The organism is Actinosynnema sp. ALI-1.44 (assembly GCF_001984155.1).
In the GTDB taxonomy this organism is placed as follows: domain Bacteria; phylum Actinomycetota; class Actinomycetes; order Mycobacteriales; family Pseudonocardiaceae; genus Kibdelosporangium.
In genome coordinates, this window is the sequence record NZ_MTQO01000046.1 from 205,257 (window position 1) to 218,279 (window position 13,023).

General features: G+C 67.1%; 16 protein-coding genes. 6 read left to right on the forward strand and 10 right to left on the reverse strand.

Annotation, left to right across the window (positions count from 1 at the left end):
* Window positions 1–6 precede the first annotated feature (6 nt).
* On the forward strand, window positions 7–201 hold the full coding sequence (locus ALI144C_RS23715; protein WP_076989336.1) for a hypothetical protein: 195 nt from the start codon (window positions 7–9) through the stop codon (window positions 199–201).
* A 27-nt stretch (window positions 202–228) separates the two neighbouring features.
* Here the strand turns inward: ALI144C_RS23715 and ALI144C_RS23720 are convergent, their stop codons facing one another.
* Window positions 229–633 (reverse strand): VOC family protein, encoded by a 405-nt coding sequence (locus ALI144C_RS23720; protein WP_076989598.1) that lies wholly within the window; start codon window positions 631–633, stop codon window positions 229–231.
* 10 nt (window positions 634–643) lie between these two features.
* Here ALI144C_RS23720 and nudC point away from each other — a divergent pair, with 10 nt between their 5' ends.
* Entirely contained in the window at window positions 644–1,474 is an 831-nt protein-coding gene (nudC, locus tag ALI144C_RS23725; RefSeq protein ID WP_202819040.1) for an NAD(+) diphosphatase, read from the forward strand.
* Here nudC and ALI144C_RS23730 read toward each other — a convergent pair whose 3' ends face one another.
* From ALI144C_RS23730 to ALI144C_RS23745, 4 genes are read right to left on the reverse strand one after another with little or no spacing between them, the layout of a single operon-like run.
* On the reverse strand, window positions 1,475–1,990 hold the full coding sequence (locus ALI144C_RS23730; RefSeq protein WP_237774281.1) for a GNAT family N-acetyltransferase: 516 nt from the start codon (window positions 1,988–1,990) through the stop codon (window positions 1,475–1,477). It abuts the gene before it with no gap.
* 4 nt (window positions 1,991–1,994) lie between these two features.
* Window positions 1,995–2,345 carry an STAS domain-containing protein gene (locus ALI144C_RS23735; RefSeq protein WP_076989600.1) on the reverse strand — a complete coding sequence of 117 codons (351 nt, stop codon included), beginning with the start codon at window positions 2,343–2,345 and terminating at the stop codon, window positions 1,995–1,997.
* A gap of 16 nt (window positions 2,346–2,361) precedes the next feature.
* Entirely contained in the window at window positions 2,362–3,348 is a 987-nt protein-coding gene (locus ALI144C_RS23740) for a zinc-binding dehydrogenase (protein WP_076989338.1), read from the reverse strand.
* Between the two features lie 44 nt (window positions 3,349–3,392).
* Window positions 3,393–4,679, reverse strand: a complete 1,287-nt coding sequence (locus ALI144C_RS23745) for a M14 family zinc carboxypeptidase (protein ID WP_076989339.1) — start codon at window positions 4,677–4,679, stop codon at window positions 3,393–3,395.
* A 151-nt stretch (window positions 4,680–4,830) separates the two neighbouring features.
* Here ALI144C_RS23745 and ALI144C_RS23750 point away from each other — a divergent pair, with 151 nt between their 5' ends.
* Window positions 4,831–5,370, forward strand: a complete 540-nt coding sequence (locus ALI144C_RS23750; RefSeq protein WP_076989340.1) for a DUF4232 domain-containing protein — start codon at window positions 4,831–4,833, stop codon at window positions 5,368–5,370.
* A 35-nt stretch (window positions 5,371–5,405) separates the two neighbouring features.
* On the opposite strand, the gene ALI144C_RS23755 is transcribed toward ALI144C_RS23750, so the two are convergent.
* Entirely contained in the window at window positions 5,406–6,269 is an 864-nt protein-coding gene (locus tag ALI144C_RS23755; RefSeq protein ID WP_076989341.1) for an alpha/beta fold hydrolase, read from the reverse strand.
* 109 nt (window positions 6,270–6,378) lie between these two features.
* Between ALI144C_RS23755 and ALI144C_RS23760 the strand changes: the two genes are divergently transcribed.
* Both ALI144C_RS23760 and ALI144C_RS23765 read left to right on the forward strand, forming a co-directional pair.
* A complete protein-coding gene (locus ALI144C_RS23760; protein ID WP_076989342.1) occupies window positions 6,379–6,744 on the forward strand; it encodes a hypothetical protein in 366 nt (121 codons plus the stop codon).
* A gap of 726 nt (window positions 6,745–7,470) precedes the next feature.
* Complete coding sequence (locus tag ALI144C_RS23765) at window positions 7,471–8,493, forward strand: tyrosine-type recombinase/integrase (protein WP_076989343.1); 1,023 nt, start codon at window positions 7,471–7,473, stop codon at window positions 8,491–8,493.
* A 49-nt stretch (window positions 8,494–8,542) separates the two neighbouring features.
* Here the strand turns inward: ALI144C_RS23765 and ALI144C_RS23770 are convergent, their stop codons facing one another.
* Together ALI144C_RS23770 and ALI144C_RS23775 are read right to left on the reverse strand one after the other, a co-directional pair.
* Entirely contained in the window at window positions 8,543–9,199 is a 657-nt protein-coding gene (locus ALI144C_RS23770) for a response regulator (RefSeq protein ID WP_076989344.1), read from the reverse strand.
* On the reverse strand, window positions 9,196–10,263 hold the full coding sequence (locus ALI144C_RS23775; RefSeq protein ID WP_076989345.1) for a sensor histidine kinase: 1,068 nt from the start codon (window positions 10,261–10,263) through the stop codon (window positions 9,196–9,198). Before ALI144C_RS23775 ends, ALI144C_RS23770 begins: the two co-directional genes overlap by 4 nt.
* Window positions 10,264–10,528: 265 nt before the next feature.
* Between ALI144C_RS23775 and ALI144C_RS23780 the strand changes: the two genes are divergently transcribed.
* On the forward strand, window positions 10,529–11,062 hold the full coding sequence (locus ALI144C_RS23780; RefSeq protein ID WP_143230821.1) for a hypothetical protein: 534 nt from the start codon (window positions 10,529–10,531) through the stop codon (window positions 11,060–11,062).
* Between the two features lie 7 nt (window positions 11,063–11,069).
* On the opposite strand, the gene ALI144C_RS23785 is transcribed toward ALI144C_RS23780, so the two are convergent.
* Together ALI144C_RS23785 and ALI144C_RS23790 are read right to left on the reverse strand one after the other, a co-directional pair.
* On the reverse strand, window positions 11,070–12,194 hold the full coding sequence (locus ALI144C_RS23785; RefSeq protein ID WP_076989347.1) for an AAA family ATPase: 1,125 nt from the start codon (window positions 12,192–12,194) through the stop codon (window positions 11,070–11,072).
* Entirely contained in the window at window positions 12,181–13,008 is an 828-nt protein-coding gene (locus ALI144C_RS23790; RefSeq protein ID WP_202819041.1) for an RNA ligase family protein, read from the reverse strand. The genes ALI144C_RS23785 and ALI144C_RS23790 overlap by 14 nt, the downstream gene beginning before the upstream one ends.
* Window positions 13,009–13,023: the final 15 nt, after the last annotated feature.

Consider the following 13,023-nt stretch of genomic DNA (forward strand, 5'->3'; position numbering starts at 1 on the left):
GGGGGTGTGACTTCCACCTGCGACACGTGCGGCTGGCCCGCCCGTGACCTGCCCACCGTGTCGACCCACTACACCTCCCAAGGCGTGCTGCGCTACCGGCGCTGCGTCTGCGGGGCCTGGCTCGTGCTGCTCAACGGACAACCCGTGCGGGCCGCGCCGGTCGTGTCCGAGCGGCACGGCGAATGCCCAGCAGACGCATGACGGCGGCGACCACGACCCACGACCTGGTCAGCCATCCCCGGCAGGCCCGAGCAGATCCCAGCGGTTACCCGCGACATCCCGGAACACCACCACCCGCCCATAAGGCTCGCAGCGCGGGTCGGTGACGAACTCGACCCCGGCATCACACATCCGCCGGTAGCTGACATCGAAATCCTCCACACGCAGGAAAAACCCGACCCGGCCCGCGTGCTGGTTACCGACCACAGCAGCCTGACGTTCCCCGTCGGCCCGAGCCAGCAGCAGACCGGTCTGCGCGCCGGGCGGACGCACAACCACCCACCGCTTGACACGGCCATCATTGGTGAGCGACGGCGAATCCTCCGCCAACTCGAACCCCAACGCCCCGGTGAAGAACGCGATCGCCTCGTCATAGTCCTCGACGACGATCGCGGTCAGCTGCAGAAACGCCATAAAAGCCATCATGACAGCGGGTAGCGTGCCCACCATGCTCGCCTACAACGGCCTGGCCCTCGACCGAGCACCCGACCGGCGCGCCGACACCGACTGGATCACCGCCCGGCGAGCACACCCCGCCACCCGCGTGATCGCCTTCTGGCACGACAAATTCCTCCCCGACGCCCACCCCACCGCCACCGCCGACGCGGTGTTCCTCGGCCTCGACGGCGACACCGCGGTGTTCGCCGCCGACCTGCCCGACCCCACCGGCGAACCCCACGACGTACGGGCCCTGGTGTCCAGCCTCGCCCCGGCCGAGGCCGCCACCCTCGCCTACGCCCGCGGCATCCTGCACTGGCACCGCAACCAACGCCACTGCGGCGCCTGCGGCGGCCCGACCGACGCCCGCGACGGCGGCCACACCCGGCAGTGCCGCACCTGCGGGAAACTGCTGTTCCCCCGGATCGAACCCGCCGTGATCGCCCTCGTCACCTGGCAGGAACGCTGCCTGCTGGCCCGCCACCGCGGCGCGGCGCCCACCGCCTGGTCCACCCTCGCCGGGTTCGTGGAAGTGGGGGAGAACCTCGAAACCGCCGTGCACCGCGAAGTCCACGAGGAAGCCGGAGTCCGCCTCGCGGACCTACGGTACGAGGCATCACAGGCGTGGCCGTTCCCCGCCGGGCTGATGATCGGCTACCGCGCACAGGCCGCCGGCCCGCGGATCGCCGTCGACCACCGTGAACTCGACGACGCCCGCTGGTTCACCCGCGACGAGGTCTGGTCATTGCTCGCCACGCACCAACGCACCGACTCGATCGAACAGTTCCTCGTCGGGACGTGGCTCGCCGAAGAGTGATCAGAGATCGTCGAACGGCGCCGCGTACCGGAACCCACCGCGGATGCCCGCGTCATAACCGGCCAGCGCACGGACCTGGAAGTGCGGCGCCCACTGCGCCACCGGCGGCACGACCCCGACCGAGTCGGCGAGCACGAACCCGAACCGCTGGTAGAACCCCGGATCACCGAGCAGCCCCACCAGCGGCTCACCCAACGCGTCCGCCGCACCCAGCACCGTGTGCATCAGCGCACTACCGACACCCTTGTGATGCAAGCCCGGCGCCACCCCGATCGGCCCCAACGCCACCACCGGCGTGTCGGCCACATGCGCCCGCGTGCACACCACATGCCCGACAACCTCGTCGCAGTCACCGGTCCGCGCCACGAACGACAACTGCGGCAGCCACGCGTCGCACTCCCGCAACGCGTCCAGCAGCGACGCCTCCAGCTCACGCCCGAACGCCGCCACCTGCACCGCCCGAGCCCCAGCCACATCCCGCGACCGTTCCCGGCTCACCACCACCGGAACAGACACCGGCTCAGGCCTCCCGAGCCGCGTCAGGCGAATCGAACAACCGCAACGTCTCGGTCAACCCAGTCAGCTGGAACACCCGCGCCGTGCTCGAGTTGGTCACGATCCGCACCTCACACCCGGCTTCCTCGGCCCGCTGGTGCGCCTGCACCAGCACCGACAGCCCAGCCGAGCTCAGGAACGTCACACCACTCAAATCCACCACGAGCACCTGCCCGGCCCCGGGCATGGCCTGCTCCACCCCAGCCTGCAACTCCGGCGCGGTCACCGTGTCGACCTCACCCCGCACGGACAACACCGGCCCCGACGGGCCCTGCCCGACCTCGATCGACAACGACTGAAACTCAGCGGAAGACATGCGCGACATCATCCCATCACGACACCAACACCACCTTGCCCACCGTGCCGCGTGTCTCCAACGCCCGGTGCGCGGCCGCCGCCTGCGCCAACGGGAAGGTCTGCGTGAACGGCACCAGCTCACCCTTGGCCAACGCCGCCAACGACTCCGTCTCCAGCCCACGCAACCCACCCGGCCGGTTGAGGATCCGCGCCCGGAACGCCGCCGAAACCGTCAACCCACGGCCGATCACCTCCGCCGCGGCGAACCGGGTCGGCTCACCCGCGGAGTACCCGAACATCATCATCCGGCCACCCAGCCCCAGCAGATCGAACCCCGCCCGGCCGGTCTCACCACCCACACTGTCGAAGAACACCGTCAACTCCCGACCGGCCAACGCCTCCGTCAACCGGCCCACCCACCCCTCAACCCGGTAATCCAGCACCACATCCGCACCCAGATCCCGCACCCGCGCGACCTTCTCCGCACCACCAGCCAACGCCGCCACGAACGCCCCCGCGTTCCGCGCCGCCTGCACCAGCAACGCACCCATCCCACCCGCCGCCGCAGGCACCAACACCACGTCACGCTCGGTCAGATCCGCCAACTCCAGCACCGCCAACGTCGTACGGCCAGTGCCGATCATCGCCACCGCCTTGTCGAACTCCACCTCACCAGGCAGCTCATGCAACGACTCCGCGTTGACCAACACCAACTCCGCGTACCCACCGCTGGTCATCCCCAGATGCGCCACCACCCGCTTGCCCAACCACCCCGCATCGACACCGTCGCCCACCGCGTCCACCACACCGGCCACCTCCCGGCCAGGCGTCACCGGCAGCCGCGGCAACGGCATCGGCCCACCGGACTGCCCACTGCGGATGGACGTGTCCAGCAGGTGCACACCCGCCGCCGCCACCCGCACCCGCACCTGACCCCGGCCGGCGACCGGGGCAGGCACCTCCTCGAACCGCAACACCTCTGCCGGGCCGAACTCGTACTGCCGAATCGCGTGTGTCCTCATACCGCCCAGCGTGCAACCTCAACCCAGCTCGAGGTCAATTCCGCTCAACTCGCGTACGGCGCCTTCGCCGCCTTCGCCGCAGTCAGGAACGCACCCTTGTTGCGCGGCCAGAACAAACTGTCCACACAGGAGTACTGCGGGAAGAACCCGCCACAGCTGCCGCTGCCCGTCCCCAACTCGAACGTGTAACTCGCGATACCCAGATTGCCGTAGGTGAAGTCGTCGGTCGTCCCGGTCGTGTCACCCTCAGCGACAACCGTGTACCCGTTGAACGCCGCCATCTTCTGCCCCAACGCCCTCAACCCCGCCGCGTTCGGGTTCGCGTTCCACGTCCACCCCCACGGCGGCATGATCAGGTTGCCGTAGCTGTGCACCGTGATCATCACACCCTTGGTCGTCACCGGCGCCGGATCCGTGTCACCCGGGCCACGCTGATCCGGGAACAACTGCCTGAACCACGCCTCCAACGCCCGCGTCTCCGGCTCCGACCCCGCCGACGGACCCTGATAGGTCTCCCCGCAGCGGCTCGTACCCGCCTTGCCCCACTTGAACGTCGAGTTCCGGTTCAGGTCCACGCCACCCGTCGCACCCGAACACCCCGTCGGGTTGTTGGCGTTCTTGCGCTGCATCAACGGCGAGTTCCCACCCGAAGCGACGATGTCGACCCCGTCAGGGTTGGCGATCGGCACCACCCACAACTCCGTCGTGTCCAAAATGGACGTCACCTCGGCGTCCGAGCCGTACCCCTTGGTCAAGTGGTCGATCCACCGCCACGCCACCTCACCCGTGGCCAACTCCCGCGCGTGCAACTGCGCGATCATCGCGAACCGCGGCTTGGCCGAATTCGGGCTCAACGCGCAATCCCCGGCCTGCTTCTTGGTGATGCAGATCGCCCGGATGTCGTGCCCACCCTGGCCCTTGGTCTTACGCCAACTGTCACCGATGTCATACACCTGCGTCAACGCCGGATACGCCGCCGCCACATCCGTCACGTGCTTGGCGTGCTCCGCGGAGGTGTGATACCCGCCGTAGAACGACTGCACCCCCACACCCTGCGTACGGGGCAGGACCTCCTTGTACACCGTGTCGAACTTCGACGGCCGGTAACCCATGCCACGCAGCCGCGCCGCGATCCGCTCGTCACCCACCACCTGAACCGCGCCACCCACACCGTGCTCGACGTCGAAACCCAAATCCGCCAGCACACGCTCGTCGGCGTCGGGCACCTGCCAGTAGTACGGCGTGCGGTCGGGTTGAGCCGCCGACGTCGTGCCGGACACCACCAACGGTGCCACCAGCACAGCGGCGACGAAACCGATCCGGAGCTTCATCGACACACCTCCACAGGGGGCCGACGGCCTGGGCAGGGAGGAAGATCGCGGCCGCCGCACCGAACGCGAGTATGGAGTGACATGCCTGTGATTAGAACCTACGAACGGTGGTCACATGTAAACGGACAGTATCGCCTGAAAGGATGATCATGTGCGACTCCTGACCACCCTCACGGCCCTGCTCACCCTCACCGCCTGCACGACACCCCAGCCCCAACCGCTGCCGCCCCTCCCACCCAGCACCACACCCACCCCGCCCCCTCCCGGCCTGGTCATCACCCTCGGAGCCACCGACGCCGCCATGGGCCTGCGCAGTCTCGACATCCAACTGACCAACAACACCGGCGCCCCCGCCCAGATCAACGGCTACCCCGACATCCGCCGCGTCCTGGACACCAACCTCGCCCCGATCGAGACCACCATCGGCCACGGCACCAACGGCGTCGCAGTCGTCGACAGCTTCGACACCCCACCCCACCCGGTCACCCTCCAGCCCGGCGGCACCGCCCACGCCGCACTGCTGTGGCGCAACCGCGTCACCGAAACCGACCGCAAAGCCACCCTCGGCGCCTACCTCGTCATCGCGCCCACCCCAGACGCCGCCCCGCAAACCGTCGAACCCCACGGCGGCGTCGACCTCGGCAACACCACCACCCTCGGCGTCAGCGCCTGGAAAACCCGCACACCCTGACCCGTACACAGGGTGCGCGCCACCCCGGCGGGCGACTACACCGCGCCGGAAGACCCCGCATCCGCGGTCCGCTGAATGATGTCCGCCAACACCTCCGGCACCTCCTCCGGCACCCAGTGACTCACCCCGCCCAACACCTCCAGCCGATACGCCCCACGCACATAATCCCCAGCCAACTCCGCACTCCGCCGCGACAACGCCAGATCCCCATCACTCCACACATGCGTCGTCGGCGCCTGCACCCGGGCACCCACATACCTCGGGCTCTGCACCATCATCGCCCGATACCAGTTGAACGCACCCGTCAACGCCCCACCACGCACAACCTCCGCCACCACCCGCTCCACCTGCGCCGCCGTCATCCCCGTCCTGCCCAACGACCGCGCCAACACCCCCGGAAACGTCCGCATACACCACTCAGGCACCCACGGAACCTGGAACAACACCATGTAATACGACCGCAGCAACTGATCACTCGACACCATCGCCCGCACGAACGCCAACCCATGCGGCACCGACACCGACGTCAACGACCGCACCAACTCCGGCCGCCGCGCCGCCGTCGACCACGCCACCGCCGCACCCCAGTCATGCCCGACCAGATGCACCGGCCCCGCACCCACCGCCCGCACCAACGCCGCCGTGTCACCCACCAGACGACTCATCCGATACGCGAACCTGCCCCGCGGACGCGCGCCAGGGGAGTAGCCCCGCTGATCGGGCACCACCGTGCGGAAACCCCGCTGGTTCAGCAACGCCGCCGTCGCCGCCCACGACGTCCCGGTCTGCGGAAACCCATGCAGCAAAACGACCACAGCACCATCCGCCGGGCCCGTGTCCCGCACATCGAACGTGAGCCCGTCATGACTGAAGGAGTCGACACGGCGAACCAGGGTCATCACACCCTCCTCAACGTTACCGCCAGTAAGTTACCACGGAGTAGACTCACCGGCGCCCATATGGCCCCAACACCAGGTCCCCGCCCCCAACACATGCGATGCTGTCCCCGTGATCAGCAGGACCGAAGCGATGCAAGCCGGAGTCGGCATCCTGACCGTCGCACACGGAGCCGCCCACGGCACCGCCATCGCCGACATCAAAGAAGCCCTCACCGTCCTCCGTCAAGGAGTACTCGACCTCCACATCGACATCAGCGACGTCCCCGGCGAATGCGACACCGTCGTCCGCCAAGTCGCCCAGGAAGTCGCCGAAGAACTCAGCCGACGCGCCCAGCAGATGGTCAACGGATGCGTCAAAGCCTTCGTCGAAGTCGCCACCGCCTACGAACGAGACTGCCCCGACGCCGACATCCCCGCCCTCCTGCAAAAAGCCTCACTCGACCTCGCCACCGAACAACTCGACGACGACGCCTGACCAGCAGTGGGGAAGTGGCCTCACAACCGAACGACACGCACCACACCGGTCAACAACGGAAGCGTGAACTCAACTTGCCCGTCCCAGCACCAAGATCCCGCACTCGCACGCCCGGCGCGCGCTCCAGCGCCCACCCGCACCGCGTCCTGCGCGTAATCCGGACGGTGCTCGGCGTACGCGGCTGCCGCCGTACCGAACCAGGAGCCGCGACCCTCGCCATGACAACAAGCGAACTGTCAGCGGCGGCACACCCCGACACGACGTGGCGCGCGAAGAACAGGTGCCCGCAAGCTTGCAGGACTGAGGCGTCCGGGAGAGCGACCCCAAACCCGTTACTTGACATAATGTAGATTATCGAACTTGGCGATATCGAGGTGAAGATCGCCGAGAGAGGTCGTCAGGCGTCGTTTTCAGCTGTATCGGCGTGGTCGTCGACCTGTCCGCCAACCGGGTTGTCGTCTCGGTGACACTCGGTGCGAAGCTCATCATCTGACAGTCGGTCATCATGGCTCGCTGGGTTCAGGTGACGTCCGGGCGTCAGCCAATCAGCCAGCCAGTCAGCCAGGTGGCCCTGAGGCGGTCTTCGCCCCTGACTCGAACGGCTCACCTGTTCACCGTTAAACGTCACCGTGACGTTTCTAGGCAAGGTCGCCGGGCGTTCCTGAGCGGGGTTCTGTCCGGTTTCATGCATAATGACTGTTATGCATGAATTCAACGTGTGTAGAAATGCGGATTGTCGGTGGTTACCGGTATCAAGATCACGTGCAGCTGTTGCTCGACGCCCAGACCGCGTTCTTCCTCGCCCGCAAACCCCGTAAGGACTCCCCGCACACCACTGCCGCCTACCGCCGCGACCTGACCGGCATCACTACCCTGCTGTCCGACACCACCGGCAGGGCCGTCGAACAGCTCACCGTCGAGGACCTGACCGTGCAGGCGCTCCGAACAGCGTTCGGTGAGTTCGCCGATGGACACGCCAAGAGTTCCGTGGCCCGCGCGTGGTCGACGTGGAACCAGTTCCTCAACTTCTGCGTGGCCGACGGTCTGCTGGAGGGCAATCCGATGGGCGCGGTCGTCCGGCCGAAGGCGCCACTTCCCTCCCCCAAGCCGCTGCGCGGCGAGGACACCCCGGAGAAGCTCATCGCCGCGGCCGCCGCCGGGGCTCGCAAGGCACGCGATCCGTGGCCGGAACGGGATGTCCTGGTGATCGCGCTGGGGTTGGTCGCCGGGCTGCGCTCGGCGGAAGTCCGTGCGCTGCAACGGTGTTCGATCGTCGGCAGGCCTGGTGAGCAGCGGCTGCACGTGCAGGGCAAGGGAAGCAGGGAGCGGTCCATCCCGATCGAGGCGCCGCTGGAACGGGTGATCGACGCGTACCTCGGCTCCTGCGCGGTGCGGTTCCCGCATCAGCGGTTCGGCTCGACTTCGGCTCTGCTGCTGGACTACCGGGGCAAGCCGATCGGCCGGGGCGCCTTGGACTACTTGGTGAAGACCAGTTACCGGTGGGCGGGGATCCGTGACCAGGTGCCGACGGGTGCGAATCTGCACGCGCTGCGGCACACGTTCGCGACGCGGCTGGCTGAGGACGGCGCGAACGCCGCGGAGATCATGGCGTTGCTGGGCCATGCGAATCTGAACACGAGTCAGAACTACATCGAGGCGACCGGGCGGGAGCGGCGGGCGGCCGCGGCGGGCAATCGCACCTACCGGGCGTTGTCGGGGTTGGATCCGGAGACGGCCCGCGATTCCTGAGTCTGGTGCCCGGCGCGAGGTCGCCCTCTGCGGCTGTCGGTTTGCGGAGTTATGAGCCGGGGACGACGAGTCCGGATTCGTAGCCGGCGATCACCAGGTGCACGCGGTCGCGGGCGTTGAGTTTCGTCAGGATCCGGCTGACGTGTGTCTTGACCGTGAGTGGGCTCAGCACGAGTGCTTCGGCGATTTCGTGGTTGGACAGCCCTTGGGCGATGAGGGTGAGGACTTCGCGTTCGCGGCTGGTCAGCACCTGGAGGTGTTTCGTCACGGGTGCGCGGTCGGGTGCGCGGAGGAAGCGGGCGATCAGGGTGGCGGTGGGGCCTGGTGAGAGCAGCTGCTCCCCCGCTGCGACTGTGCGGATGGCGTCGAGCAGGTCGGCGGGGCGGATGTCTTTGACGACGAAACCGCTGGCGCCGGCGCGGAGGGCGGCGGCGACGTTTTCGTCGGTGTCGTAGGTGGTGAGGACGAGGACGCGGGTGTCGGGGTGGTGTCTGGTGATGTGGCGGGTGGCGTCGATGCCGTCGAGGTCGGGCATGCGGAGGTCCATCAGGACGACGTCGGGTGTGGTGGTGGCGGTGGCGGTGATGGCTTGGTGTCCGGTGGCGGCTTCGGCGACGACGTCGATGTCGGGTGCGGAGGCGATGAGCAGGGCGAAGGCGCTGCGGACGAGTGTCTGGTCGTCGGCGAGGACGATGCGGGTGGTCATGGTGTTCCTGTGGGTAGGTGGGCGGTGACGGTGAAGCCGTTGTCGGTCTGGATGTGGAGGTGTCCGCCGACGCCGTGGGCGCGTTCGGTCATGCCGGGAATGCCGTGTCCGCCGGTGGTTGTGCCTGTGTTCGTGCCGTTGTCGGTGATGGTGACGGTGAGGGCGGTGGGTGTGTGGTCGATGCGGACGGCTGCGGTGGTGGCGTTGGAGTGTTTGACGATGTTGGTGAGGCTTTCCTGGACGATGCGGTAGGCGGCGACTTCGACGTCGGGTGGGAGTGGGTGTGGGGTGCCGTGGTGTTCGAAGGTGATGTCGATGCCGGTGGCGCGGACGACGGTGCCGAGGTCGGTGATGTTGGGCAGGACGGGCATGGGGTCGCGGAGGACTTCGACGGTGGCGCGGAGTTCGGCGCGGGCGGTGTCGCAGGCGTGGGTGATGGTGTCGAGTGTGGTGGCGATGGTGGTGCGGTCGAGGGGTTGGGTGGTGTCGGTGACGAGGTGTGCGGCGACTCCGGCTTGGACGCGGATGGTGGTGATGGTGTGGGCGAGCAGGTCGTGGAGGTCGCGGGCGATGCGGAGCCGTTCGTCGGTCACTTGTTGGCGGGTTTCTTTGGCGTGGGTGGTGTTGCGTTGGCGTGTGGTTTCGCCGAGGACGATGGCGGTGGTGAGCCAGCCGAGGGTGCCGAGTGCGTCGATGCCGAGTCCGTTGTCGTCGATGGCGCGGACGCAGAGGATGAGGGTGCAGGTGAGTCCGTTGGCGATGAGGGCGTGGAGGCGGTGGTGGGTGGTGGCGACGGTGTAGAGGGCGACGAGTGCCGGTGGCATGAGTGCGTCGTGGGGGTAGTCGAGGGTGTGGTAGGAGATGGACAGGGTGGCGTGGGTGGCGAGGATGGTGATGGGCCAGCGTCGGCGGGCGATGATGGGGAGGGTGGCGGCGGTGGCGAGGAGTGCGCCTTGGGTGTCGAGGGGGCGGTCGTCGGGTGTGAGGTAGCCCCAGGTGAGGACGAGTGCGAGCAGGCCGAGGCCGAGCAGTGTGTCTCGGGGTCGGATGGTGTGGTTATGCACGGGTGTCCATGGTTGGCTCGCGGTGGGTGGTGTCGCGAACATAGCTGGGTTGGGGGTGGTGTTTGGCCGGAATGGTGGAGGTGGTCATGGGGTCACTGTGGTGGTTCGGGGTGGGTGTTCGCGTCTGGCTGTGGGTGGTAGTTGTGGGTACTCCCCCGGGAGTACGTTTTTCCGGATTACCGCAGGTCAACACGGTCGTGTGGTCCTTGGCGGGACTGCCGCCTGAAACGTTTCAGCGGGCTGCTGTTGCGATAGGCTCGCCGCCATGTCCTCACCTGAGATACAAGAGCCTCGTTTCGGTCAGATGCGCGCTGATCTCGACGGCTGCTACCACCTGTTGACCACGACGAACAAGAATGTCCTGGACGTCCGGAGTTACATCAACACGGTAGCGGCGACGCAAATGCGTCACACGAACCGTTTGGACGAGATTCAGACCGCGCAGGACCTCGCAGTGGGTCGCCTGAACCGATTGGAGGAAGGCCAGCAGGAGCACACGAACCGGTTGGTGCGCGTGGAGAAGGTGCAGGAGCAACAGACTGCCAAGCTGATCTCGCTGGAAGAGGGTCAGCGCGAGCACACTGAGAAGCTGGTCTCGCTGGCAGAAGGTCAGCGCCAACACACCGAAAAGCTGGTGCGACTCGAAGGCGGTCAGCGCCAACACACCGAAAAGCTGGTGCGACTCGAAGGCGGTCAGCGCCAACACACCGAGAAGCTGGTTCAGCTGGACGGCAAGTTCGATCACCTCGACGCGAAGGTGGACAAGGTGCTGGCGTTGCTGACCGGCAAGCCGGAGTAGGTCTCCCCTACTGCGTGCTCAGCCAGTGCACGGTGTGTGCTTCGGTTGGGTCGGGGGCTTCCCATTTGTTCACGAGGCGGTCGATGACCGCGGTGGGCACGGGTTGTGGGCGGGCCGCGTTGCGGTTTTTGATCACTGTGAGCGGTGCCTCCAGTGCGATCACTTCCACCCGTGCTTTGTAGGCTGCGGCGAGTCCGATGGATTGTTGCCGGATCTGCCTGGACACGTTTGTTCCGTTCCACACGAACGATTCCCCGGCGCGGAGGTGTCTGCGTGCCTGTTCTTGGGCTGCGCTGATGACGGGCCGTTGGTTGTCGGTGGGTTTGACGCGCATGGTGGTGCGGAGGGCGTCCAGGCTGATCACGGGCAGGTTGGGGCGGTGGGTGGTGATCCAGGTGTCTTTGCCGACGCCGGGGAGGCCGGACATGACGGTGACGGTGAGGCGGGTGTCGTCGTAGGCGTTGTAGTCCGGGTCGCGGTGGGGTGTGCGGAAGTAGAGGAACCGGGCGTGGTCGGAGGGGAACGCGCGGGATGTGTCGAGGCACGCGGTTTCGGCGCAGTAGTCGCGGTAGAGGGCGATGTTGTCGAGGATGTCGTCGGTGTCGTGGCAGACGCGGCCGGTGATGTCGGCGGTGGCGAGCGTGGCGAGGTCGGTGTTGCGGGCGAGCAGGCTGACGCGGAACGCGATGTGTTGCAGGTCGGGGCGTTCCAGTGCCCAGAACGGGATTTGGTGGTGGCGGACGAGTGCGGCGACGTGTTCGCGCCATGCGGGTGGGGTGTCGAGTTCCCAGAGGATGCGGCGGGTGAGCAGGTCGCCGCGGCGGGAGTGGCCGTGTGCGGTGATGTGGCCGTCGTCGGTGTGGTGGGTGCAGTCGGGTTTGGCGACGTCGTGCAGCAGGACGGTGGCGAAGAGGCGGGTTTGGTCGTGGCGTGGGAGGGCGCGCCAGTCGGGGTTGTCGACCATGGCTTGGCAGGCCATGTGGGTGTGGGTTTCGACGTCGCCTTCGGCGTGGTGCTGGGGGTCTTGGGGGACGCCGGTCATGCGGCGGATCCACCAGAAGGTGTCGCGGATGGCGGGCCAGTCGAGGGTCCAGGTGGGTGCGGCCGGGCAGAGCCGGTCAAAGGGTTCCATACATCACCGCCGGGTCGCGCAGTTGGTTGGGCAGGATGGGCCGGTTCATCCAGTGGGTGCCGGAGTCGAGGACGGCGGTGAGGAAGGTGGGCCGGACCCATTTGTAGCGTTCGGTGACGGTGCCGTGTTCTTCGGCTTTGATGTAGAGGCCTTCCATGTGTTCGTGGGTGTCGGTTTCGGCGATGGCGGTGTCACTCCCGTGGGCTTCGAGGGTGTCGCGCCAGTGGGGTGTGCGGCAGGTGGAGGGGCCGACGAGGGCGAGCAGGTCGGTGCGGGTGTCGAGTGGGCCGGTGTGTAGGACGGGCACGGAGTGGATGGGCAGGCCGTCGAGGAGTTCCGCGCGTCGTGGGGTGGACAGGAAGTGTCCGGTGTGGGTGTCGAGGATGTCGAATTCGCAGAAATAGTGCGGGAGGGCGTCGTAGAAGACGGTGTGTTTGGCGTAGAGCCATTCGCCGTAGACGACGTATCGGGTTCCTATTCGGTTGTGCAGGGCGTGGTGGATGGTGGGTGCCCAGGCTTTGAGTGGGGTGAACTGTCGTTCTCGGGGGCCGCCGGTGAGGTAGTGGCCTCGGCTTTGCAGCAGGAGGTCGCCGTCGGGGCTGAAGCTGATGGCGGTGTTGGCTCCGTCGAGTTTTTCCTCCACGACGAGGTGCCGGCCGCGGATGTGGGTGAAGGCGACGGCTTTCATGTCTTCGTCGCCTGGTTGCAGCCGGGATGATTCGAGGTGGTGGGTTCGGGGGTATTTGCGGAGCACGGGTTGGTTATAGCCCGGTGGTGTGTGGTGGTCGACTCGTTTTGTTGCGGGGGTGTGCACTCCCCTGTGTCGTGG